The 21,330-nt window shown below is 58.9% G+C and carries 19 protein-coding genes; 8 read left to right on the forward strand and 11 right to left on the reverse strand.

What is annotated here, in order from left to right; translation table 11 throughout:
- Positions 1-2: 2 nt before the first annotated feature.
- From H9642_RS17240 to gloB, 6 genes are all read right to left on the reverse strand, one after another.
- Positions 3-1,022 (reverse strand): ABC transporter permease, encoded by a 1,020-nt coding sequence (locus H9642_RS17240; protein ID WP_251837709.1) that lies wholly within the window; start codon positions 1,020-1,022, stop codon positions 3-5.
- Position 1,023: 1 nt separating this feature from the next.
- Entirely contained in the window at positions 1,024-2,109 is a 1,086-nt protein-coding gene (locus H9642_RS17245; protein WP_251837710.1) for a microcin C ABC transporter permease YejB, read from the reverse strand.
- Positions 2,109-4,250 carry an extracellular solute-binding protein gene (locus H9642_RS17250; protein ID WP_433962720.1) on the reverse strand — a complete coding sequence of 714 codons (2,142 nt, stop codon included), beginning with the start codon at positions 4,248-4,250 and terminating at the stop codon, positions 2,109-2,111. The genes H9642_RS17245 and H9642_RS17250 overlap by 1 nt, the downstream gene beginning before the upstream one ends.
- Positions 4,247-6,079, reverse strand: a complete 1,833-nt coding sequence (locus H9642_RS17255; protein WP_251837711.1) for an extracellular solute-binding protein — start codon at positions 6,077-6,079, stop codon at positions 4,247-4,249. Before H9642_RS17255 ends, H9642_RS17250 begins: the two co-directional genes overlap by 4 nt.
- A gap of 122 nt (positions 6,080-6,201) precedes the next feature.
- Positions 6,202-7,755: a lytic transglycosylase gene (locus H9642_RS17260; protein ID WP_251837712.1), complete on the reverse strand. Its 1,554-nt coding sequence runs from the start codon at positions 7,753-7,755 to the stop codon at positions 6,202-6,204.
- A 98-nt stretch (positions 7,756-7,853) separates the two neighbouring features.
- The gene (gene gloB / locus H9642_RS17265) at positions 7,854-8,630 is read right to left on the reverse strand and encodes a hydroxyacylglutathione hydrolase (RefSeq protein WP_251837713.1); all 777 of its coding nucleotides are present in this window, start codon (positions 8,628-8,630) and stop codon (positions 7,854-7,856) included.
- A 136-nt stretch (positions 8,631-8,766) separates the two neighbouring features.
- Between gloB and H9642_RS17270 the strand changes: the two genes are divergently transcribed.
- The 7 genes from H9642_RS17270 to nudC all read left to right on the forward strand — a co-directional run bounded on the left by H9642_RS17270 (position 8,767) and on the right by nudC (position 16,625).
- On the forward strand, positions 8,767-9,534 hold the full coding sequence (locus H9642_RS17270) for a class I SAM-dependent methyltransferase (RefSeq protein ID WP_251837714.1): 768 nt from the start codon (positions 8,767-8,769) through the stop codon (positions 9,532-9,534).
- Positions 9,531-9,983 carry a ribonuclease HI gene (gene rnhA / locus H9642_RS17275; RefSeq protein WP_251837715.1) on the forward strand — a complete coding sequence of 151 codons (453 nt, stop codon included), beginning with the start codon at positions 9,531-9,533 and terminating at the stop codon, positions 9,981-9,983. The genes H9642_RS17270 and rnhA overlap by 4 nt, the downstream gene beginning before the upstream one ends.
- Before the next feature lie 10 nt (positions 9,984-9,993).
- Complete coding sequence (gene dnaQ, locus H9642_RS17280) at positions 9,994-10,725, forward strand: DNA polymerase III subunit epsilon (protein ID WP_251837716.1); 732 nt, start codon at positions 9,994-9,996, stop codon at positions 10,723-10,725.
- A gap of 141 nt (positions 10,726-10,866) precedes the next feature.
- Positions 10,867-13,119 (forward strand): Orn/Lys/Arg family decarboxylase, encoded by a 2,253-nt coding sequence (locus H9642_RS17285; RefSeq protein WP_251837717.1) that lies wholly within the window; start codon positions 10,867-10,869, stop codon positions 13,117-13,119.
- A gap of 161 nt (positions 13,120-13,280) precedes the next feature.
- Complete coding sequence (locus tag H9642_RS17290) at positions 13,281-14,093, forward strand: crotonase/enoyl-CoA hydratase family protein (RefSeq protein ID WP_251837718.1); 813 nt, start codon at positions 13,281-13,283, stop codon at positions 14,091-14,093.
- A gap of 37 nt (positions 14,094-14,130) precedes the next feature.
- Entirely contained in the window at positions 14,131-15,795 is a 1,665-nt protein-coding gene (locus H9642_RS17295; protein WP_251837719.1) for a FimL-related protein, read from the forward strand.
- Positions 15,795-16,625 carry an NAD(+) diphosphatase gene (nudC, locus tag H9642_RS17300; protein WP_251837720.1) on the forward strand — a complete coding sequence of 277 codons (831 nt, stop codon included), beginning with the start codon at positions 15,795-15,797 and terminating at the stop codon, positions 16,623-16,625. The genes H9642_RS17295 and nudC overlap by 1 nt, the downstream gene beginning before the upstream one ends.
- Here nudC and H9642_RS17305 read toward each other — a convergent pair.
- On the reverse strand, positions 16,593-17,378 hold the full coding sequence (locus tag H9642_RS17305; protein ID WP_251837733.1) for a TSUP family transporter: 786 nt from the start codon (positions 17,376-17,378) through the stop codon (positions 16,593-16,595). The genes nudC and H9642_RS17305 overlap by 33 nt on opposite strands.
- A gap of 94 nt (positions 17,379-17,472) precedes the next feature.
- Here H9642_RS17305 and H9642_RS17310 point away from each other — a divergent pair, with 94 nt between their 5' ends.
- Positions 17,473-18,123, forward strand: a complete 651-nt coding sequence (locus tag H9642_RS17310; protein WP_251837721.1) for a hypothetical protein — start codon at positions 17,473-17,475, stop codon at positions 18,121-18,123.
- Between the two features lie 50 nt (positions 18,124-18,173).
- Here H9642_RS17310 and H9642_RS17315 read toward each other — a convergent pair whose 3' ends face one another.
- From H9642_RS17315 to H9642_RS17330, 4 genes are all read right to left on the reverse strand, one after another.
- Positions 18,174-18,941 (reverse strand): SDR family oxidoreductase, encoded by a 768-nt coding sequence (locus H9642_RS17315; RefSeq protein WP_251837722.1) that lies wholly within the window; start codon positions 18,939-18,941, stop codon positions 18,174-18,176.
- A 30-nt stretch (positions 18,942-18,971) separates the two neighbouring features.
- On the reverse strand, positions 18,972-20,039 hold the full coding sequence (locus tag H9642_RS17320; RefSeq protein ID WP_251837723.1) for a phosphotransferase family protein: 1,068 nt from the start codon (positions 20,037-20,039) through the stop codon (positions 18,972-18,974).
- A gap of 208 nt (positions 20,040-20,247) precedes the next feature.
- Positions 20,248-20,562 carry an SCP2 sterol-binding domain-containing protein gene (locus tag H9642_RS17325; RefSeq protein WP_251837734.1) on the reverse strand — a complete coding sequence of 105 codons (315 nt, stop codon included), beginning with the start codon at positions 20,560-20,562 and terminating at the stop codon, positions 20,248-20,250.
- A gap of 58 nt (positions 20,563-20,620) precedes the next feature.
- On the reverse strand, positions 20,621-21,325 hold the full coding sequence (locus H9642_RS17330) for a histidine phosphatase family protein (protein WP_251837724.1): 705 nt from the start codon (positions 21,323-21,325) through the stop codon (positions 20,621-20,623).
- Positions 21,326-21,330: the final 5 nt, after the last annotated feature.

Below are 21,330 nucleotides of genomic sequence, written 5' to 3' on the forward strand. Positions count from 1 at the left end.
GTTTATTTCCTCGGGTCGAAGGCATCGCGGGCGGCTTCGCCGATGAATACCAGCAGGCTCAGCATGATCGCCAACACGGCGAAGGCGGCGATGCCCAGCCAGGGCGCCTGCAGGTTGGACTTGGCCTGGGCGACCAGCTCGCCCAGCGATGGGGAGCCGGCCGGCAAGCCAAAGCCGAGGAAGTCGAGTGCGGTCAGGGTGCCTATGGCGCCGGTCAGAATGAACGGCATGAACGTCATGGTGGAAACCATGGCGTTGGGCAGGATATGGCGGAACATGATCGCGCCGTTCTCCATGCCCAGCGCCCGTGCGGCGCGCACGTACTCCAGATTGCGCCCGCGCAGAAACTCGGCGCGCACCACATCCACCAGGCTCATCCACGAGAACAACAGCATCAGCCCCAGCAGCCACCAGAAATTCGGCTGCACGAAGCTGGCCAGGATGATCAGCAGATAGAGCACCGGCAGGCCCGACCAGATTTCCAGGAAGCGCTGGCCGACCAGATCCACCCAGCCGCCGTAAAAACCCTGTAGGGCGCCGGCGACTACGCCGATGATCGAGCTGAGGATGGTTAACGTCAGGGCAAACAGCACTGAAATGCGAAAGCCATAGATGATGCGCGCCAGCACATCGCGCCCTTGGTCATCCGTGCCGAACCAGTTCTGCGTCGAGGGCGGGGCAGGGGCGGGAACATTCAGGTCGTAGTTGATGCTGGCGTAGTCGAAGGGGATCAGCGGCCAGATCATCCAGCCCTGTTTGTCGCTGATCAGTTCCTGCACATAAGGGCTTTTGTAATTCGCTTCCAGCGGAAACTCACCGCCGAATACGGTTTCCGGGTAGCGCTTGAAAACCGGCGTGTACCACTGGCCTTCATAACTGACCAGCAGCGGCTTGTCGTTGGCGATCAGCTCCGCACCGAGGCTGAGAACGAACAGGGCGAGGAACAGCCACAGCGACCACCAGCCGCGCTTGTTGGCTTTGAAGCGTTCGAAACGGCGTTGATTGAGGGGGGACAGTTTCATCTCAACCCTCCCGGCTGGAAAAGTCGATGCGCGGATCGACCAGGGTGTAGGTGAGATCGCCGATTAGCTTCACGATCAGCCCCAGCAAGGTGAACAAGAACAATGTGCCGAACACCACCGGGTAGTCACGGTTGAGCGCCGACTCGAAGCTGAGCAGCCCCAGGCCATCCAGTGAGAAGATCACCTCGATCAGCAACGACCCGGTAAAGAACATGCCGATAAAGGCCGCCGGGAAACCGGCGATGATGATCAGCATGGCGTTGCGAAACACATGGCCGTAGAGCACGCGGTTATTGCTCAAGCCTTTGGCGCGCGCAGTCACTACGTACTGCTTGCCGATCTCATCAAGGAAGCTGTTTTTGGTCAGCAGCGTGAGGGTGGCAAAGTTGCCAATCACCAAGGCAGTCACGGGCAGGGCCAGGTGCCAGAAATAATCGAGGATCTGTGCCCCCAGGCTCAACTGGTCGAAGTTGCTGGAGGTGAGTCCGCGCAGTGGGAACCAGTTGAGGTAACTGCCGCCGGCGAACACCACGATCAGCAAGATGGCAAACAGGAACGCGGGAATCGCGTAGCCGACGATAATGGCCGAACTTGTCCAGACATCGAAGGCGCTGCCGTGGCGGGTGGCCTTGGCAATGCCCAAGGGAATCGACACCAAGTACATCAGCAAAGTGCTCCATAGCCCCAGGGAAATGGAGACCGGCATCTTTTCGATGATCAGGTCGGTCACCTTGGCATCGCGGAAGAAGCTATCGCCGAAGTCGAAGCGGGCGTAGCTTTTGAGCATGATCCAGAAGCGTTCCACGGCAGGCTTGTCGAAGCCGTACATCTTTTCGATTTCGGCTACCAGCTCAGGGTCAAGGCCCTGGGCACCGCGGTAGTTGGAACCGGCCGACGCAACCTCGGTACCGCCGCCCGAAATGCGCCCGGTGGCGCCGCCTGCGGCGGCATCGAAGCCCTCCAGCTTGGCGATCATCTGCTCCACCGGGCCGCCGGGCGCCGCCTGGATGATGATGAAATTGATCAGCAGAATACCGAACAGGGTTGGAATGATGAGCAGCAGCCGCCGCAGGATATACGCGAGCATCAGCGGGCTTCCTGCTCAGCTACGGCGGTTTGGCTTGCGTCACCTTCCTGACCTTTGACCCACCAGGTCAGCAGGCCGATGTCATAGGCGGGCGTGCGGGGCGGGCGGGCCAGGTGCGTCCAGTGGGCAACACGCCAGGTGTCGGTGTAATAGTTGGGGATCACGTAGTGCCCCCAAAGCAGGACACGGTCCAGGGCGCGGGCGTGGTCGATCAAGCTTTGCCGAGAGTCGGCGCGTATCAGCCCTTCCACCAGGGTGTCGATTGCCGGGTCGCGCAGGCCGATGAAGTTGCGACTGCCCGGGCTGTCGGCACTGCGGGAATGCCAGAACTCCATTTGTTCGTTGCCCGGCGAGTTGGACTGCGGCCAAATGCTCGAGGTCATGTCGAAGTCCCGCGAGCGCAGGCGGTTGATGAACTGCGAGACATCGACGCGGCGCAGTTGCAGATCAATGCCCAGTTCGGCGAGGTTGCGCTTGAACGGTAGGATCACCCGCTCCAGGTTGGCCTGTACGACCAGGAACTCGAAAGTCAGTGGCTGACCCTCGGCATTCACCATACGGTCATTTTCCACCCGGTAACCGGCGTCCAGCAGCAACTGATAAGCGCGTCGTTGCTGGTCGCGAATGATGCCGCTGCCGTCGCTGACGGGTGTCTGGAATGCGGTGTCGAACACTTCAGCGGGGATTTGCCCGCGCAGGGGCTCGAGAAGGGCTAATTCACCGGGTGTGGGCAAGCCCCGGGAGGCAAGTTCGGAGTTTTCGAAGAAGCTGTGGGTGCGCTTGTAGGCGCCAAAAAACAGTTGCTTATTGGTCCACTCAAAGTCGAACAAGAGCGAGATGGCTTCACGCACCCGGCGGTCTTGAAACATGGGGCGACGCAGGTTGAAGGTGAACCCCTGCATGCCCACCGGATTGTGGTTGGGGATCGCCTCCTTGACGATGCGGCCTTCCCGCAGTGCTGGGCTGTCGTATCCGGTGGCCCAGTCCTTGGCGGAGTACTCAAGGTTGTAATCGAACTGGCCGGCCTTGAAGGCCTCCAGTGCTACCGACATGTCGCGGTAATAGTCGAGATTGATCGCGTCGAAATTATATTGGCCACGGCTGACTGGCAGGTCCGCAGCCCACCAGTTCTTGACCCGTGCATAGCGTACCGAGCGCCCGGCGGCAAAGTCGACAATCTGGTACGGGCCACTGCCCAGTGGTGGCTCGAGGCTGGTGCGGCTGAAGTCGCGCTTGGCCGGGAGGATTTTCAGGTCGCTTAGCTCGCGCAGCTGTTCGGGGCTGGCGGGTTGGCCGAGGTCGAACTCAAGTGTCTGCCCGTCGATGATGCGAACGTTCTGGACGACGGCCAGGTGCGCGTCATCAGTACTGCTCGATTGCTTCAATTGCCGCCACGATTGCCGGATATCTTCGGGGCTGACGGCCTCGCCGCCTTCGGCAATGTTCACGTGCAGCGTTCGGCCGTCTTCGCTGGGCACAAGGTGCGCCTTGTCGCCGAGACGCGGCGCTGTGGCGAGCTTGCCGATGTCGCGTTCCAGCCACCAATGCTTGGGCAGAATCTGCAACTGGCCGAGGATCAAGGGCAGCTCGCGGTTGCCGGTGTGAGCGAAATCGAAGCGCACCCGCTGCGGGTTCTCAACGACCACCTCGGCAACATCAGCATAATAGTGGCGGTACATCGGATCACCCTGTTGGATCAGGGTGTTGAAGGTAAACACGACATCCTCGGCTGTCACCGGGGTTCCGTCATTGAAACGGGCTTCGGGGCGCAAGTAGAAACGCACGAAGCTGTTGTCCGGGGCTTTCTCGATCTTCTCGGCCAGCAAGCCGTACTCGGTGAAGGGTTCGTCTGGGGAATGATAAGTCAGCGTGTCGTATACCAGGCCGATCATGCTGGCTTCATTACCCTTTGGAATGAAAGGGTTGAAGCTGTCAAAACCGTTCAGACCTGCCAAGCGTAAAGTGCCGCCTTTGGGAGCGTCAGGATTTACGAAGTCGAAATGCTGGAAACCTGCCGAGTATTTGGGCGCTTCGTCATACAAGGTCAGCGCGTGGCGTGGCTCCGCAGTGGTGAGCGAGGCCATGCCCATCAGCAGTACGGCGCAGCCAGTCATCAAAAAAGCGTGCAGCGGGGTGCTCATCGGGCAGTGTTCTCCGTGGGCTTCATCCACCAGGCGCGAAGGCCCAGTGTGTAGGGCGGCGTGGTGACAAAGGCGAACCGGTTACGGTAGGCCAGGCGATGCTTGTCGAGGTACCAGTTGGGAATGCTGTAATGCTGCCACAGCAGTACGCGATCAAGGGCGCGGGTGGCGGCGATCTGCTCTTCTCGGGTGGTGGCAGCCAGCAGCTTGTCGAGCATGGCATCGACGACCGGATCGGCGACGCCGGCGTAATTGCGACTGCCGCGAATAGAAGCCTGCGAGGAATGAAAATATTGCCATTGTTCCAAGCCGGGGCTGAGGGTTTGCGGCAGAGTCATCAGTACCATGTCGAAGTCGAATTGATCCAGGCGCTGCTTATATTGGGCGCGATCCACGGTACGCAAACTGACCTGCACGCCGAGGCGTGCCAAGTTTTCACGGTAGGGCTGAAGAATTCGCTCCAGGCGCGGATTGACCAGCAGGACCTCGAAGCGTAGCGGCTGGTTGCGGGAATTGCGCAAACCCTGGCTGGTGGATTTCCAGCCGGCCTCGGCAAGCAGGCCCAATGCACGGCGAACCGTGTTGCGGGGGATGCCGCGTCCATCCGTACGGGGCATTTTCCAAGGCTGATCGAGCAGGCCGCTGGGCAGTTGCTGACGCCAGGGGGAGAGCAAAAGCCATTCAGCTCCTTCCGGTTTGCCGGTGGCGGCGAACTCGCTGTTCGGGAAGTAGCTTTCGCTGCGCCGATAAGCATTGTTGAAAAGGGTGCGATTGGCCCACTCGAAATCGAGCATCAACCCCATGGCTTCACGCACACGGCGGTCGGCGAACAGTGCGCGCCGACTGTTCATGAACAGGGCTTGGGTCTGGGTGGGTATCTGGTGGGCTATTTCTGCACGGATCACTTCGCCGCGGCTGACCGCTGGAAAGTTATAGCCGCTGGCCCAGTTTTTTGCCTGGTTCTCCAGGAAGATATCGAACTCACCGGCCTTGAAGGCTTCGAAGGCCACATGGTTGTCGCGGTAATACTCCACCTCGATACGGTCGAAATTGTATTTGCCGCGGTTAACGGGCAGATCCTCACCCCACCAGCCCTTCACGCGCTCGAACACCAGGCGCCGCCCGGGATCAACCTGGGTGATGCGGTAGGGGCCGCTGCCCAACGGAGGTTCGAAGGTGGTGGCCTTTAGGTCGCGTTTTTTCCAATAGTGCTGGGGCAGCACCGGCAATTCGCCAAGACGCAAAATCAGCAACGGATTGCCGGCGCGCTTGAACACGAAGCGGATGCGTTGGCTGTTCAAGATGTCCACCCGCGCCACTTCCTGCAGGTTGGTGCGATATTGCGGATGGCCTTCACGCAGCAGGAGTTGATAGGAGAACGCCACGTCGGCGGCGGTAATCGGCTTGCCATCGTGAAAACGAGCAGTCTTGCGCAGGTTGAAGACGACCCAGCTGCGATCTTCGCCGTACTCAACGGATTCGGCGATCAAGCCATAGCTGGATGCCGGTTCATCGCCGGAGGGGTCGTAGACACCTGTGCCGACCATCAGCGGCGCGTTCAGCTCGCTGACACCGTACTGGTAGAAGTTGGCCGTAGCCGAGGGGCTGGTGCCTTTGAGGGAATAGGGGTTGAGGGTATCGAAGGTCCCCGAGCCCATGATGCGCAGGGTGCCGCCTTTGGGCGCGGTCGGATTGACCCAGTCGAAATGGGTAAAGCTGGTGGGATATTTGAGCGTGCCGAACTGTGCGTAGCCGTGACTGTGGGTGACCGCAGCGTAGCCGGGCAGGCTGGTGGTCAGGCACAGCAACACAAGTAAAAAACGGCACATCAAAGAAATACACCCGGTCCATGGTGGCGGAAAGGCTGGCGGTACAGTATCAGCTTGTTCCCAAGGGAAAAAGCCTGCCACCACGGCACATCGGGTAATCGGTGGAAAGGGCGCTGCGTCGCTCAATTGGCCAGATAAAGCGTCAGGGTCTGGCCGGGCTTCAAGGAGGAACTGCTGCTCGGATTCCAGCTTTGCAGATTGGCCAGGTTGACGTTGAAGCGTTTGGCGATGCGATACAGGGAGTCGCCTTCACGTACCTTGTAGAGGGTGGCAGTTTGCGTCTGGGTGGATTTGCCAGTGCCGCCATGCAGCGTCAGGACCTGATCGATCCTCAGGTTGTTACCGGACAATTTGTTCCAGCGCTGCAAGTCCTTGACGCTGACCTGGTGGGCGCGGGCAATGGTCCACAGGGAGTCGCCGTTCTTCACCCGGTAGTTGTATGAGGAACCGGAGGTGTGGCTGGCCAGATTGGTCGGAGCGGTGGACCGAGCGGGTTGGCCGGCGTGGGACGGAATGCTCAGCACCTGACCGATACGCAAATGACTGCCGGACAGTCGGTTGATTTCTTGCAGCATGCCGACCGTGAGGTTATTGCGGCGCGCGATGGTGTAGAGACTGTCACCGGAGCGCACTTTGTACTCATGCCAGTCCACCAACTCTTGCTCCGGCATCTCGGCCAGGTTGGCGGCGAGGATTTCCACATTACCGGTCGGTACCAGCAAATGCTTGGGACCGTCCATGGTGATCCGGCGCTTGAACGCCGGATTGAGCATGTAGAGTTCCTGTTCGTCGATCTCGGCCAGTTTGGCGGCACGCCGCAGGTCCATGCGCTGCTTGATTTCGACGACTTCGAAGTAGGGTTCGTTGGCGATCGGGCTGAGCGCTACGCCGAACTCCTCAGGCGACATGACCAGTTGCGACAGGGCAAGAAACTTGGGCACGTAATTGCGCGTCTCGCGAGGCAGCGGCAGGCTCCAAAAGTCGGTGGGCTTGCCGGCGCTGCGGTTGCGTGCAATGGCGCGACCTACAGTGCCTTCACCGGCGTTGTAAGCCGCCAGGGCCAGCATCCAGTCGCCATTGAACATGGTGTTCAGGCGCGACAGGTAATTGAGCGCCGCGTCGGTGGAGGCGGTGATGTCGCGGCGACCGTCATACCAGTTGGTCTGGCGCAGGTTGAAGTGACGGCCGGTGGCGGGAATGAACTGCCAGAGACCCACAGCGTGGGCGCGGGAATACGCGAGCGGATCATAGGCGCTTTCAATGACGGGCAACAGAGCCAGCTCCAGCGGCAGATCGCGTTCCTCCAGACGCTCGACAATGTAATGGATGTAGAGGCTGGCGCGTTCGCTGGCGACTTCCAGTGAGCGTGGATAATCGATGAACTGCTGTCGGTGATAATCGATTTGGGCGTTGGCTTCGATGAACTCCTGCATCTTGAAGCCGGCCCGCATGCGCTCCCAGATATCCTCGGGCGGTGTAATCAAGGCATTGGGCTGGGGTAGCCAGTCGGCATCCGCCGCGGAGCCCGAGGCGATGATCTCGCCTGATTCTGGAGCGCTGCCGGTCTGAGTCAGGTTTTGGCAACCGGCAAGAAAGAGGGAAAAGAGCAGGGCTGTGGTCTTGATACAAGGAGCCAATGCGCTGGCGTTAAACAGTTTCGATGCGATTAGCGACATTGGCTGGAATCGTTCCGCTTAAAAAATTGTCGCGATTCTAGGAACCCCACCTAGGGGGGTCAAGCAGCCAATGTGACCGGCTCGGTTGTTCTGATTATTCAGAAATGATCTTTCCAGGCACGCAATGCAGCGAAAATGGCCTTTGTGTCCTCGGCCTGGACGTTCCTTTCGGCTGCAACCATTTGTTTAACAGATGTTTCCTGGCAGCGCAGGAAGGGGTTGGTGGCTCGTTCCAGCTGCAAACTGGACGGGAGGCTGATACGGCCCGTGGCCCGCCATCCTTCCACTTCAGCAATTCGCGCAACGATGGCAGGGTTATGCGGTTCCACTGCTTGGGCGAAGCGCAGGTTGCTTAAGGTGTATTCATGGGCGCAATAGACCAGCGTGGCATCGGGTAGCGCGGCCAGCCGAGTCAGTGACTCATGCATCTGCTCGGCGGTGCCTTCAAATAGGCGACCGCAGCCGGCGGCAAACAGCGTGTCGCCACAAAACAGGAGCGGCGTGGCGGCCTCGTGGTAATAGGCGATATGGCCCAAAGTATGCCCCGGAACATGCAGGATTTGGAACGCATGATCGAGCACGCTGATAGTGTCGGCATCGTTCAGTGCATGGTCACACACCGGAATTTTTTCCGTGGCGGGGCCATAGACGCGTGCTGCTGTTTCTTGCTGAAGTGCCGTGGTGCCGCCCACATGATCGAAATGATGATGGGTGATAAGAATGTCGGTTAGTCGCCAGTCAGGGTGTGCCGCCAGCCACGCCCGTACGGGGGCGGCATCACCTGGGTCCACTACAGCGCATTCTTTGCGGGCAGGGTTGCGCAACAGCCAGATATAGTTGTCATTGAAGGCGGGCAGAGCATCGATCTCGAGCATGGTGAACTGTCCTGGTCGGTAAGGGCATCCTAGGATGCTAGGGTCTGTGCCGTTTCGTCAGCCGTCCGTGGCGTGCGGTTCTCGGCGAAACGGCGCGCCTGGGGAATACATCTGCTCAATCTTGCGGGAGATGGATATGACCGAACAACCCTTTGCACAAGCCGACCCTCGGTGGTTGGCATTGATTAGCGAGGCGCGGACATGGTTCGCCGGGCCTTTGGGGCAGCAGATGCTGGCTGAAGAGCGCCCCTTGATCGAGGCGGAACTGTCGCGCTTTTTCGGTGGTTATCTCGTGCAATACGGTCCGGTGCCGGACCTTATCAAGGCACGACAGATTCGGCACAGCATCAGCCTTGGTGCGCCTTTTCCGGGTGTGGAAGTCGCCTGCGAAGAGCAGGCCTGGCCTTTGGGAGAGCACGGCGCCGACCTGGTGGTCTTGCAACATGGGCTGGATTTCAGTCTTTCACCCCATGGGTTGTTGCGTGAAGCGGCCCGAAGCGTGCGGCCTGGCGGTCACTTGCTAATCATTGGCATTAACCCCTGGAGCAGCTGGGGCATGCGGCATTATTTCGCAGGTGATGGGTTTCGGCAGGCGCGTTGCATAGCACCCAATCGGGTTTATGACTGGCTGAACCTGCTGGGTTTCTCGCTGGAGAAACGCCGCTTTGGGTGTTATCGTCCGCCGCTTGTCTCGCAGGCCTGGCGAGCACGCTTGGCGGGCCTGGAACACTGGGGCAGTCGTTGGCAAACGCCTGGCGCCGGTTTCTATTTATTGGTGGCGCGCAAGCTGGCTGTCGGTGTCCGGCCCTTGCGACAAGCGCGCCGCGAGCCGATGGGCAAGTTGATTCCAATGCCTGTGATCAAGATCAGTCGGCGTAATTCCGAGCATTTGAAAAATACATGAGTGAACAAGTCGAGATCTACACCGACGGTGCCTGCAAAGGCAATCCTGGACCCGGTGGCTGGGGCGCGTTGCTGATCTACAAAGGTGTAGAACGTGAGTTGTTTGGCGGCGAGATGGATACCACCAACAATCGCATGGAATTGACCGCGGCGATTCGTGCGCTGGCCGAACTCAAGCGCTCCTGTGCGGTGCGCCTGGTAACTGACTCGCAATACGTCATGCAGGGCATTCAGGACTGGATGCCGAACTGGAAAAAGCGGGGCTGGAAAACTGCGGCCAAGCAGCCTGTCAAGAATGCAGATTTGTGGCAGCAACTCGATGAGCAGGTCAACCGACACCAGGTGACCTGGCAATGGGTGCGTGGCCATACCGGGCATCCAGGCAATGAGCGAGCCGATGAGCTGGCCAACCGTGGCGTGATCCTGGCCAAACAACAACACCGGAGTTGACAGAAAAAGCATGCGCAGCGTTGTACTTGATACCGAAACCACCGGCATGCCGGTTACCGATGGGCATCGAATCATTGAAATCGGTTGTGTGGAGCTGATTGGCCGGCGCCTCACGGGCAACCATTTTCATGTGTACCTGCAGCCAGATCGCGACATCGACGAAGGCGCGATCGCCGTGCACGGCATCCGTAATGAAGACCTCATCGGCAAGCCCCGCTTCAAGGATGTGGCCGATGATTTCTTCGAGTTCGTCAAAGGCTCGCGGCTGATCATCCACAATGCGGCGTTCGATATTGGCTTCCTCAATAACGAATTCGCTTTGCTGGCGCAGACGGAGCGGGCTGATCTGGCCGAACATTGCTCGGTGCTCGACACCTTGTTGATGGCTCGTGAGCGTCATCCGGGCCAGCGCAACAACCTCGATGCGCTGTGCAAACGCTACGGCGTTGATAACTCGGGCCGCGAATTGCACGGCGCCTTGCTCGATGCCGAGATTCTCGCCGACGTTTTCCTGGCGATGACGGGCGGACAGACCAATCTGTCCCTGGCCGGTGAGGGCAGCGACGCTTCCACAGGCAACCGGCCGCAGGCCAGCCCGATCCAGCGCCTGCCTGCCGAGCGGGCTCGTGGTTTGGTGCTGAAGGCCAATGAAGCCGAACTGGCTGCCCATGCCGCGCGGCTGGCCGTGTTGGAGAAAGCCTCGGGCGCGGCGCCTTTGTGGGCGCAATTGGAGCAGGCGTAAAGCGCTTCAGGCTTGTTGCCCGCCGTTAACCCGCCCCATGCTAAGCAGCTTGCAGCTTGCAGCTTGCAGCTTGCAGCTTGCAGCTTGCAGCTTGCAGCTCGCTGTATGACTCTGTGTGCAGGATCATCCTAGGGCGGCGCCATGTACAAAGACCTGAAATTTCCGATTCTGATTGTCCATCGCGATATCAAGGCTGAAAGTGTGGCAGGCGAGCGAGTGCGAGCCATTGCCGACGAGTTGCGGCAGTACGGCTTTACCATTCTGTCCGCCAGCAGCTCGGATGAAGGGCGCCTGGTAGCCTCGACCCACCATGGCCTGGCCTGCATTCTGTTGGCCGCCGAAGGGGCGGGAGACAATCGCCGGCTGCTGCATGACGTGGTTGAGTTAATCCGCGTTGCGCGAGCCAGGGCGCCGCAGTTACCGATCTTTGCGTTGGGCGAACAGGTCACCATCGAAAATGCGCCGGCCGAGGCGATGGCCGATCTCAATCAACTGCGCGGCATTCTTTACCTGTTCGAAGACACGGTGCCTTTCCTGGCCCGGCAGGTTGCACGGGCCACGCGGACTTACCTGGATGCTCTGCTGCCACCTTTTTTCAAAGCGTTGGTGGAGCACACCGCTCAATCGAATTTTTCCTGGCACACCCCAGGGCACGGCGGTGGCGTGGCTTACCGCAAGAGTCCTGTCGGTCAAGCGTTCCATCAGTTCTTTGGTGAGAATACCCTGCGCTCCGACCTGTCGGTTTCCGTGCCTGAGCTGGGATCGCTGCTCGATCACACCGGCCCGCTGGCGGAGGCCGAAGTGCGCGCGGCGCGCAATTTCGGCGCCGACCACACCTTCTTCGTGATCAACGGCACGTCGACGGCAAACAAGATCGTCTGGCATTCGCGGGTCGCCCGTGATGATCTGGTGCTGGTCGACCGCAACTGCCACAAGTCGATTCTGCACGCCATCATCATGACCGGCGCCATCCCGCTGTATCTGATGCCGGAACGCAACGAGCTGGGCATCATTGGGCCGATTCCGCTCAGCGAATTCAGTCGTGAATCCATTCAGGCGAAGATCGACGCCAGCCCGTTGGCCCGGGGGCGTGAAGCGAAGATCAAGCTGGCTGTGGTGACCAACTCCACCTATGACGGGCTCTGCTACAACGCCGAGCTGATCAAGCAGGCGCTCGAAGGGCATGTTGAGGTGCTGCATTTCGACGAGGCCTGGTACGCCTATGCGGCCTTCCATGAATTCTACTTGGGCCGTTATGGGATGGGCACTCGGCGCGCCGAACAGGGGCCTCTGGTGTTCACCACCCATTCCACCCACAAGCTCTTGGCTGCGTTCAGTCAGGCCTCGATGATTCATGTCCAAGACAACGGCCAGCGGCGCCTGGACCCGGTGCGTTTCAACGAAGCCTTCATGATGCATATTTCCACCTCGCCGCAGTACGGCATCCTGGCCTCGCTGGATGTAGCCTCGGCGATGATGGAAGGCCAGGCCGGGCGCTCATTGATCCAGGAAACCTTTGATGAAGCACTGAGTTTTCGGCGTGCGCTGGCCAATTTGCGTCAGAATCTGAGCCCAGATGACTGGTGGTTTACGATCTGGCAGCCGCCTGAGGCCGAGGGCGCAGGCGGGGTGGTGACTGCCGATTGGCTCTTGCTGCCGGGGGCGGAGTGGCACGGCTTCGGCGAGATCACCGACGACTACATGCTGCTTGATCCGATCAAGGTCACCTTGGTCATGCCTGGTTTGACGGCCGGTGGCCGGCTGGATACACGAGGAATTCCCGCTGCGGTGGTCAGCAAGTTTCTTTGGGAGCGTGGCCTGGTGGTGGAGAAAACCGGCCTGTATTCCTTCCTGGTGCTGTTTTCCATGGGGATCACCAAGGGTAAATGGAGCACCCTGCTGACCGAGTTGCTTGAATTCAAACGCCATTACGATGCAAACCTGCCACTTAGCGAAGCGTTGCCATCGCTGGTCCATGGCGTAGAAACGCATTATCAGGGTATGGGGTTGCGTGATCTGTGTGATGACTTGCATGACTGCTATCGCACCAACAGCACGGCCAAGGCGCTCAAGCACATGTATACGCAGTTGCCTGAAATCGCCCTGAAACCTTCAGAAGCTTATGATCGACTGGTGCGTGGCGAGGTAGAGTCGGTTGCCATTGAGCATCTCGAAGGGCGCATTGCAGCAAATATGCTGGTGCCTTATCCGCCGGGTATTCCTTTGATCATGCCCGGCGAGCGGTTCACAGCGCAGACTCGGTCAATCATCGACTACCTGCATTTTGCCAGGCGCTTTGATCAGCAGTTTCCCGGATTCAACGCCGATGTGCACGGATTGCGGCGACAGGTGAACGAGGGGCAAATAATTTATAGCGTCGATTGCCTCACTTGAGGCTCGTGGGGAAAAGAGCTGCAACCAGGCTGATATTTCAAGCCTGCGGTTAGGTGTCGGGCGTGGTTTGATTCACATCGCGCACCATCGACTTTTGACCCTGGCTTGTTATAGTTGCCGGGCCGCCAATAACATTAACAAGCGCCTCGAGGATGTCAGCTGTGCCAGACTATCAAGCCTTCCGTGTCGAGTTGACGGACAAGATCGCTACCGTCACGATCAATCGCCCGGAAAAACGTAACGCCATGAACAGCGCGTTCTGGTCGGAAATTATCGAGATTTTCGATTGGGTCGACCGCACCGATGAGGTGCGCGTGGTGGTACTGGCCGGTGCAGGTGAACACTTCTCTTCCGGTATCGACTTGGGCCTGCTGGCTCAGGCAGCCAATCTGGTCGGCAAAGATGTCGGCCGCAGTGCCGAAGCCTTACGCCGCAAAATTCTCGAACTGCAGGCCTCCTTCAATGCAGTTGATCGGTGTCGAAAACCCGTGCTGGCGGCCATTCAGGGCTATTGCCTGGGCGGTGCTATCGATCTGATCGCCGCCTGCGATATGCGTTACGCCACTCGCGATGCCCAATTCTCCATCAAGGAAATCGACATGGGCATGGCGGCCGATGTGGGCACGTTGCAGCGTCTGCCGCGCATTATCGGTGATGGCATGATGCGTGAGCTGGCCTTTACCGGCCGCCATGTGCACGGTGATGAAGCGCAGCGCATTGGGCTGGTCAATCGTGTTTGGGACACTCAGGCGCAACTTCTCGAGGGGGTCATGCAGCTGGCCGCCGAGATTGCCGCCAAGTCGCCCATCGCCATTCGTGGCACCAAGGAAATGATCCGCTACATGCGTGATCATCGCGTTGATGATGGCCTTGAATACATCGCCACCTGGAATGCTGCGATGTTGCAGTCGTCCGACCTGCGTATTGCCATGGCGGCACACATGAGCAAGCAGAAGCCGGAGTTTGCCGACTGACTGTAGACTGAACGTAGTAGGCCAGGAGGCGTAAACAATGACAGGGGTTAACTCGCTCAATCTAGTACGTGACGAATTATTCGCCACCATGGATGAGGCTGAACGCAGTCTCGAGCATTTCATCGTCGACCGGCAGAACGGCACGCTGTTGCAGCAGGCCATTGAAAATCTGCAACAGGTACGTGGCACACTCAATTTGATCGAGTTGACGGGAGCCGAGCTACTGGCTCAGGAAACTCTGCACGTGGCGATGGATATTCCCACCGGTGTAGGCCCTGAGCGAGACGGACAATTGACCGCGCTGGGCAGTGCACTACACGTGCTACGTCGTTACCTCGAAGGCCTGGGCCTGCATCGCCAGGAGATTCCCGAGCTGTTGCTGCCAGCGATCAACAAGTTGCGCCAAGCATGTAACCAGCCAGCGCTGCCGGAAAGTTTCTTTTTCAGTGTTCGTCTGGATCAGGAGCGACCGCGCAGCGCGTCCCCGGCGGTCGATGCTGCGGTGCGTGTCAGTCAGACGCGTCATTTGCGGCACATGTACCAGGTAGGATTGCTGGGGCTGCTGCGAGACCCCCAGCCCCAGCCTGGGTTGAAACTGATGGCGCGAGCCATGGCCAGGCTGGATGATCTGTATGCCAACGATCCGCGTGGCCGGCTGTGCTGGATTGGCGCGGCCATGTTCGAAGCCGCGTTGGATGGTCAGTTGCGCCCCAGCAAGGCAGGTAAACAGCTGGGAGTGAGAATTGAGCGCGAACTCAAGCAATTACTTAACAATCCTCAGTATCAGGCACCCCGTCATCTGCTCAAGGAGATGCTTTATCTGATCGTGCTAGCTGACAGCCATGGACCCCGAGCCACGCAGATTCGCGAGGTGTTCAACCTGGGGCCGCTGCCGTTTACCGCACCGATGCTGGCTGAAGAATATCGGCGTTTGGCAGGGCCGGGACAGGCGGTGATGCGTTCGCTCTCCACCGCGATTCGAGAAGAGCTCGGCAGTGTCAAAGACCTGCTTGATCTCATCGAGCGAGGTGTGGTTCAGGATGACGGCTTTGCGAATTTGCATGCCTTGTTGGGCAAGCTGGCGAAGACGCTTGGCATGGTGGGGCTCAGCTCGGCGAGTAATGCCCTGCAAGCACAGTTGGCCGAAATTGCCACCTGGAGCCGTGCGGCTCCAGGCAACACCGATGCACTGAACCAGCTTGCTGATGCGGTCCTCTATGTGGAAAGCATGGTGGCAAGCCTAGAGGAGGATCGACAGGCAGCGCCTGTTGCCCCCTTGCTGCAGCCGGGGCTGAGTTCGCCCAGTTTTGCTGTTCACCAACTGACCGAAGCCAAGATTGTCGTTCTGGATGAGGCCAAGGCCGGGCTTGCACTTTCCAAACGGGCCATTACTGCTTATTTGGAGTCCGGCGGTGACAAAATGCATCTGGCCAACGTGCCAGTAACATTGCAGGCGGTTCGCGGTGGTCTGTGGTTTCTGGGGCAAGAGCGGACCGCGAGGCTGGTGGGAAGCTGTGCAGACTATATCCAGCAACACATGCTGGAGACTGACCAGATGCCAGTGGAGGCCAAGCTGGAAAGTCTGGCTGATGCATTAACCAGCCTTGAGTACTATCTGGAAGCCGGCGGCGCATCGCGCAACGATGTTCTGGAACTTGCCGATCGCAGTGTCGAAGCACTCAGGTTAGCGGTGGCCTGCTGATGGACGCACGCTGGCAACCGGGCTGTATTCCTGCCGGTTTGCCGGGCGCGTGGGTTGTACTGCAAGGTCCGGGTGGTTTTCTTCTGGATGCCCAGGGGCCGTTGTTTCCTGACGCCTGGGTAGGCGAGCAGGGACTGGCGACAGTGGCCGAATATGGGCTTGGGTATTACGACACTGTGCCGGTGTATTTGCGACAGCTCGCTGATCAGCCGGATCTGCCTGGCTGCCAGTGGCAGAGCCTTCGCCAGCATTTGCTCCACGGAGATGCCAAATACGCGGCTCTGCTTGGCTATGCCGGGCAGATTGCGACCTGGGCATGGGAACACAGGTTTTGCGGGGCCTGTGGCAAAACGCTGACACCTGTCGACGGTGAGCGGGCCATGGAATGCCATGATTGTCGGCTGCGCCACTATCCCCGTTTGTCGCCCAGCATGATCGTGCTGGTTACCCGTGGCGATGAAATCCTTTTGGCGCGTTCTCCGCGCTTTCTTCCAGGTGTTTACAGTACCCTGGCTGGCTTCGTCGAGCCAGGCGAGACCGTTGAGCACTGCGTCATACGGGAAATACGCGAGGAGGTGTGCCTGGAAGTGTGCAATGTGCGCTATATCACCAGTCAGAGCTGGCCGTTTCCCCATTCACTGATGCTTGGTTTTCATGCCGAGTACGCGTCGGGGGAGATCGTTGCGCAACCCGATGAAATCGAAGACGCACGCTGGTTCCGGCTCGACGCCTTACCGCCGCTGCCGGCGCACCGATCGATTTCCCGTTACTTGATCGACTTGTATATCGCGCGCCGTTTAGGCCACGCCGAGCCAGTGCTGCCAGGCTAGCCGCGCACTCATTACCAGCACCACCAGAATAAACACGGGGCGAATGAACTTGGCACCTCCGTGGATCGCCGTGCGCGCCCCCAGATAAGCGCCGATCATCAGCGCCAGGCCCATCCCCAGGCCCAGCGCCCAGGCGACATTGCCGCTGGCCACGAAGACGGCCAGCGCCACCCCGTTGCTGACAAAATTCATGCTCCTGCCCACGCCGCTGGCGCGGAGCAGGTCCAGGGGATAAAGCAGCAAGGTACTGACCGTCCAGAATGCCCCGGTGCCGGGCCCGATCAAACCATCGTAAAACCCTAGCCCGAGGCTTTGTGGCCACTGTCGCTGGCGTGGAATGATTTGGTTTGGATCCGAGGGAGTTTTGGGGGTACGACTGAAAAGCAGATACAACCCACAGCCAAATACCACGACCGGCAGGATCTGGTTCAGCGCACTGGCTGGCAGCCAGTGTGCGAGGGCTGCGCCAAGCATTGCGCCCAAGGCCGTGCCGAGCAGGGCGCGATACCAGTGACGAGGATCGAATAAGCGGCGGCGGTAGAATGTGTAGCTGGCCGTTGCGGAGCCGAAAGTGGCGCACAGCTTGTTGGTGCCGAGCACAAGATGTGGCGGCAGGCCGGCCGTCAGAAGGGCGGGAATGGTAAGCAGGCCCCCGCCGCCGGCAATGGCATCGATAAAACCGGCAATAAAGGCGACTGCCAGCAAGGCTGCAAAAATCCAGGAATCGAAAGCCAGTTCGAAGGGGAAATCCATGAAAAACTCGAAGTCGGTCAGATTGTGAAAGGCTCTGTGTAGAGACAAAGCGTACGCCTGCACATAATGCCGCCTTTTCTAGCGGAGATCTTGCATGCAGTACAACGGGCTGGCCTGGTTCACCGCGTTGCTGGCGTTACTGGCCTTGCTGCTTGCGGCACGCATTCTATTCAACCGCCACTGGTTGCTGGGCTGGTTGCGAGGGTCTCTGGGCATGGCTTGCCTGGCAATAGCCGGGATGGTCGCCCTGGTTGCCCGTGATCTGCTGTTCTATGCCCCCTTGCCAGGCAGCAAACCTCTGGCAACCCTGAATTTCAAGTCCCTCGGTGAACAACAGTTTGCGGTTACCCTGCTGGCCGGCGCTCAGGAGCGAGAAGTTCGGCTGAATGGCGATCTCTGGCAACTGGATACGCGTTTGTTGCAGATGCAGGGGTTAGCAACACTGATTGGATTGGAGTCGGGTTATCGCCTGGAAACCTTGTCTGGCCGCTATCTGGCCATCGAACAACAGGATTTGGCGCGCAATACCGATGTGTCGCTAGTTGAGCCAGTCTTGGGTATAGACCTGTGGCGCTGGCTCCGGCTGGCTCAACATCATGCCTATGGGCTCGATGCGCAGATTGTGCGCAGCGCACCGATGCCCATGGCCGATGGGGCGGTATTCGCGGTGCGGCTGGCACCGACCGGACTGGTTGCGCAGCCGTTCAATTTGGCTGCACAGCAGGCTATGAAAGGCTGGCAGTAGGGGGAGAGAGGAGAGGGGCCGGGCATTGCTGGCCCCTGGAATGACAAGACTCAGGCGAGATAGCCCCCATCTACATTCAACGCCAGGCCCGTGGTGTAGCTGGAGGCGGCACTGGCGAGGTACAGCACTGCGCCTGCCATTTCGCTCGGGTCTGCAACACGCTTGAGCGGAATGCGCTGCAGGGCGTACTTTAGGATCGCTTCATTACTGGTCAGCGCCGAGGCGAACTTGGTATCTGTCAGGCCCGGTAATAATGCGTTGCAGCGGATGCCAAAGCCTGCGCATTCCTTGGCGAAGACTTTCGTCATGCTGATCACAGCGGCTTTGGTCACTGAGTAGATGCCCTGGAATTCACCGGGCGTGACGCCGTTGATCGATGCGACGTTGATGATACTGCCGCCCCCGTTGGCCTTCATCAATTTGCCGCCCTCGATGGACATGAAGTAATAGCCGCGAATGTTCACATCCACAGTTTTTTGAAAGGCGGCAAGATCGGTGTCGAGCACGTTGCCAAATTGCGGGTTGGTCGCTGCGTTGTTCACCAGGATGTCCAGGCGGCCAAAGCGCTCGCGTATCTCGGTAAAGGTATTTTTGATCTGCTCCATCTCGCCGATGTGGCAGGCAATGGCTGTGGCCTGGCCGCCTTCGGCGTTAATGGCGTCAGCCACGGCCTGGCAGCCTTCGATCCTGCGGCTGGAAACGATTACATGTGCGCCTTGCTGGGCTAGCAGGCGGGCGATGGCTTCGCCAATACCGCGGCTGGCGCCGGACACGAAGGCGATCTTGCCATCAAGGTCGAACAGGGTGGTCTTGGTCATGGCGTTTTCCTTGTTATTGGGACCGATGGTTTACAGCGATGAGTGCTGAATGAGTTTATGGGCCATTTTTTCCAGCAGGCTATTCATCTGCACGAAGGGCGCGAATCGCTTGTCCTGGGTCTGGCCGTGGTAGTACCGGTAATAGATTTGCTGGACGATGCCGGCCAGGCGGAACAGGCCGTAGCAATAGTAGTAATCGAAGTTTTCAATTTCGATACCGGCGCGTTTCGCGTAGTAATCAACGAATTCGCGTCGGGTCAGCATACCCGGAGCATTGCTCGGCTGGCGGCGCATCAGTTGCACTGCAGGCGGATCGCCTGCTTCGATCCAATACGCGAGGGTGTTGCCCAGGTCCATCAGGGGATCGCCCAGTGTCGTCAGTTCCCAGTCCAGCACCCCAATGATTTGCATCGGGTTCGCCGGGTCGAGAATGACGTTATCGAAGCGGTAATCGTTGTGCACGATAGCCGAACGGTAATGATCGGCAGGCATCTTGTCGCGCAGCCAGGCCTTGACCGGCTCCCAGCTCGGGGCATCGGGAGTCAGCGCCTTTTCGTAACGATCGCACCAGCCTTCAATCTGGCGCTGCACGTAACCTTCCGGCTTACCCAGATCCGCCAGGCCGCAGGCGTGGTAGTCGACATTGTGTAAGTCCACCAGTTTATCGATGAAACTTTTGCACAAGCCGCGGGTTTGCTCGGGAGTGAAATTCAGTGCGGCAGGAATGTCGGCGCGCAAGATAATGCCTTTGACCCGCTCCATCACATAAAACTCGGATCCGATCAGCGATTCGTCGATGCAGTGCGCAAAGGCTTTTGGGCAATAGGGAAAGCCGGCATTGAGCTGGTTGAGAATTCGGAATTCACGCCCCATGTCGTGGGCCGATTTAGCCTTGCGGCCAAACGGGGGACGGCGCAGAACAAGCTGCCGGCCGGGGTATTCCAACAGATAGGTGAGGTTGGAAGCGCCGCCGGGAAACTGGCTGATCTTCAGGTCGCCGTGTAATTCACGAATGCTCGCTTTCAAGAACGCATCAATCGTCTCGGCATTGAGTTCTTCTCCCGAGCGGATGCGAGTGGCCTGGTCGATCAACGCCATTTCTTATTCCTTTTTATTGAAGGTCAAAAAGCCGATCAAAGAATGGTCAATCTAATGACTTATCGCAGTCCTTAACAACTCATAGTGGCCTTAATAGGTAGGCGTGTTGGTAGCCGATAAGCATCCTTGCGGAGCCTATGCCGCGGTGCATAGGCCAGGCGAAAAAAAACCGGAGCATCAGCCCCGGCTTTTTTAACAACCGAGCAGCTTAGACTGGGAACAGTTCGCCCAGCTTCATGGCCAGCATCATGTCGCCTTCGGCGCGCAGCTTGCCGCCCATAAAGGCTTGCATGCCGTCGGTTTCGCCGGTGGTGATGCCCTTCAGGGTTTCGCTGTCCATGATCAGGGTGACGTTGGCGTTCGGGTTTTCGCCTTGTTCGATGCTGCACGCACCGTCTTTAACAACGATGTAGTGGTTTTCGCCGTCTTCGATGTTGAACTGGAATACCAGGTCCAGCCCAGCAGCGGCGCTGGAGTTGAACTTGGATTGCATGGCTTTGATGATGTCGGCGCTGCTCATAATGTCATCCTTCTTTATTTTCGGTTTTTGCTGGCGGTCAAGAGCCGCAGTGGGCTGGAGCTCAACGGTAGGTGATGAGCTCCGGCGCCTTCAACAGCTGTAAATGCGCATGGCTGTTGAAGGAAGCCAGGGTTACTTCGGAGTCCCGGAATTTCAGTTGGGTTACCGAAGTGTTGACGATCTGCCAATTGAGCTCGAAAGCTTTGCTGGGCGGAACGCCGATGATCTGATGCAGTAAGGCGGTGATGGTGCCGGCGGAAGTAAACACAGCAATGTGTTCTCCCTGTGCGGCGTCGTTGAGTACACGCTGCAAGCCCTGCTGGACGCGAGTACTGAATGCTTGCCAGCTTTCCTGGCCGGGCTTGTCGCCAGAGCCGCTGAGCCAGCGGTCAATGACAAAGGCAAACAGACGCTGGAACTCACCCGGATGCCGGGTAACGTGACGAAGGATATCCAGCGTCCTGGGCTCGTATTCCAGAAGTTCGGGCAAGTGAGCGCGGATGAGTTCATCGGCCTTGAATTCATTGAAGGCGCCATCGATAGCGATATCCGCTGAGTCTCCGTTGCCCATGCGGCGCAGCACATGTGTAGCGGTATCTCTCTGTCGGCGCAGTTCACCGCTGTAGCAGCGATGCAGCGTTATGCCTACATGAGCCAGGTGTTCGCCGAGCACTTCGGCCTGGCGCACACCATTGGGGCAGAGAACATCGTAGTCGTCTGCACCGAAAGAGGCTTGGCCATGTCGAATCAGATAGATGCTACCCACGCCCG

The organism is Serpens gallinarum, assembly GCF_014836765.1.
GTDB lineage: Bacteria > Pseudomonadota > Gammaproteobacteria > Pseudomonadales > Pseudomonadaceae > Serpens > Serpens gallinarum.

Excerpts from the sequence above, each read along its gene's own strand:
- H9642_RS17310 (WP_251837721.1), top strand. The coding sequence starts at position 17,473 with ATGCAGTACAACGGGCTGGCCTGGTTCACCGCGTTGCTGGCGTTACTG.
- H9642_RS17315 (WP_251837722.1), bottom strand. The coding sequence starts at position 18,941 with ATGACCAAGACCACCCTGTTCGACCTTGATGGCAAGATCGCCTTCGTG.
- H9642_RS17295 (WP_251837719.1), top strand. The coding sequence starts at position 14,131 with ATGACAGGGGTTAACTCGCTCAATCTAGTACGTGACGAATTATTCGCC.
- H9642_RS17305 (WP_251837733.1), bottom strand. The coding sequence starts at position 17,378 with ATGGATTTCCCCTTCGAACTGGCTTTCGATTCCTGGATTTTTGCAGCC.
- H9642_RS17320 (WP_251837723.1), bottom strand. The coding sequence starts at position 20,039 with ATGGCGTTGATCGACCAGGCCACTCGCATCCGCTCGGGAGAAGAACTC.
- H9642_RS17255 (WP_251837711.1), bottom strand. The coding sequence starts at position 6,079 with ATGTGCCGTTTTTTACTTGTGTTGCTGTGCCTGACCACCAGCCTGCCC.
- gloB (WP_251837713.1), bottom strand. The coding sequence starts at position 8,630 with ATGCTCGAGATCGATGCTCTGCCCGCCTTCAATGACAACTATATCTGG.
- H9642_RS17270 (WP_251837714.1), top strand. The coding sequence starts at position 8,767 with ATGACCGAACAACCCTTTGCACAAGCCGACCCTCGGTGGTTGGCATTG.
- dnaQ (WP_251837716.1), top strand. The coding sequence starts at position 9,994 with ATGCGCAGCGTTGTACTTGATACCGAAACCACCGGCATGCCGGTTACC.
- H9642_RS17245 (WP_251837710.1), bottom strand. The coding sequence starts at position 2,109 with ATGCTCGCGTATATCCTGCGGCGGCTGCTGCTCATCATTCCAACCCTG.
- H9642_RS17285 (WP_251837717.1), top strand. The coding sequence starts at position 10,867 with ATGTACAAAGACCTGAAATTTCCGATTCTGATTGTCCATCGCGATATC.
- H9642_RS17240 (WP_251837709.1), bottom strand. The coding sequence starts at position 1,022 with ATGAAACTGTCCCCCCTCAATCAACGCCGTTTCGAACGCTTCAAAGCC.
- nudC (WP_251837720.1), top strand. The coding sequence starts at position 15,795 with ATGGACGCACGCTGGCAACCGGGCTGTATTCCTGCCGGTTTGCCGGGC.
- H9642_RS17260 (WP_251837712.1), bottom strand. The coding sequence starts at position 7,755 with ATGTCGCTAATCGCATCGAAACTGTTTAACGCCAGCGCATTGGCTCCT.
- H9642_RS17250 (WP_433962720.1), bottom strand. The coding sequence starts at position 4,250 with ATGAGCACCCCGCTGCACGCTTTTTTGATGACTGGCTGCGCCGTACTG.
- rnhA (WP_251837715.1), top strand. The coding sequence starts at position 9,531 with ATGAGTGAACAAGTCGAGATCTACACCGACGGTGCCTGCAAAGGCAAT.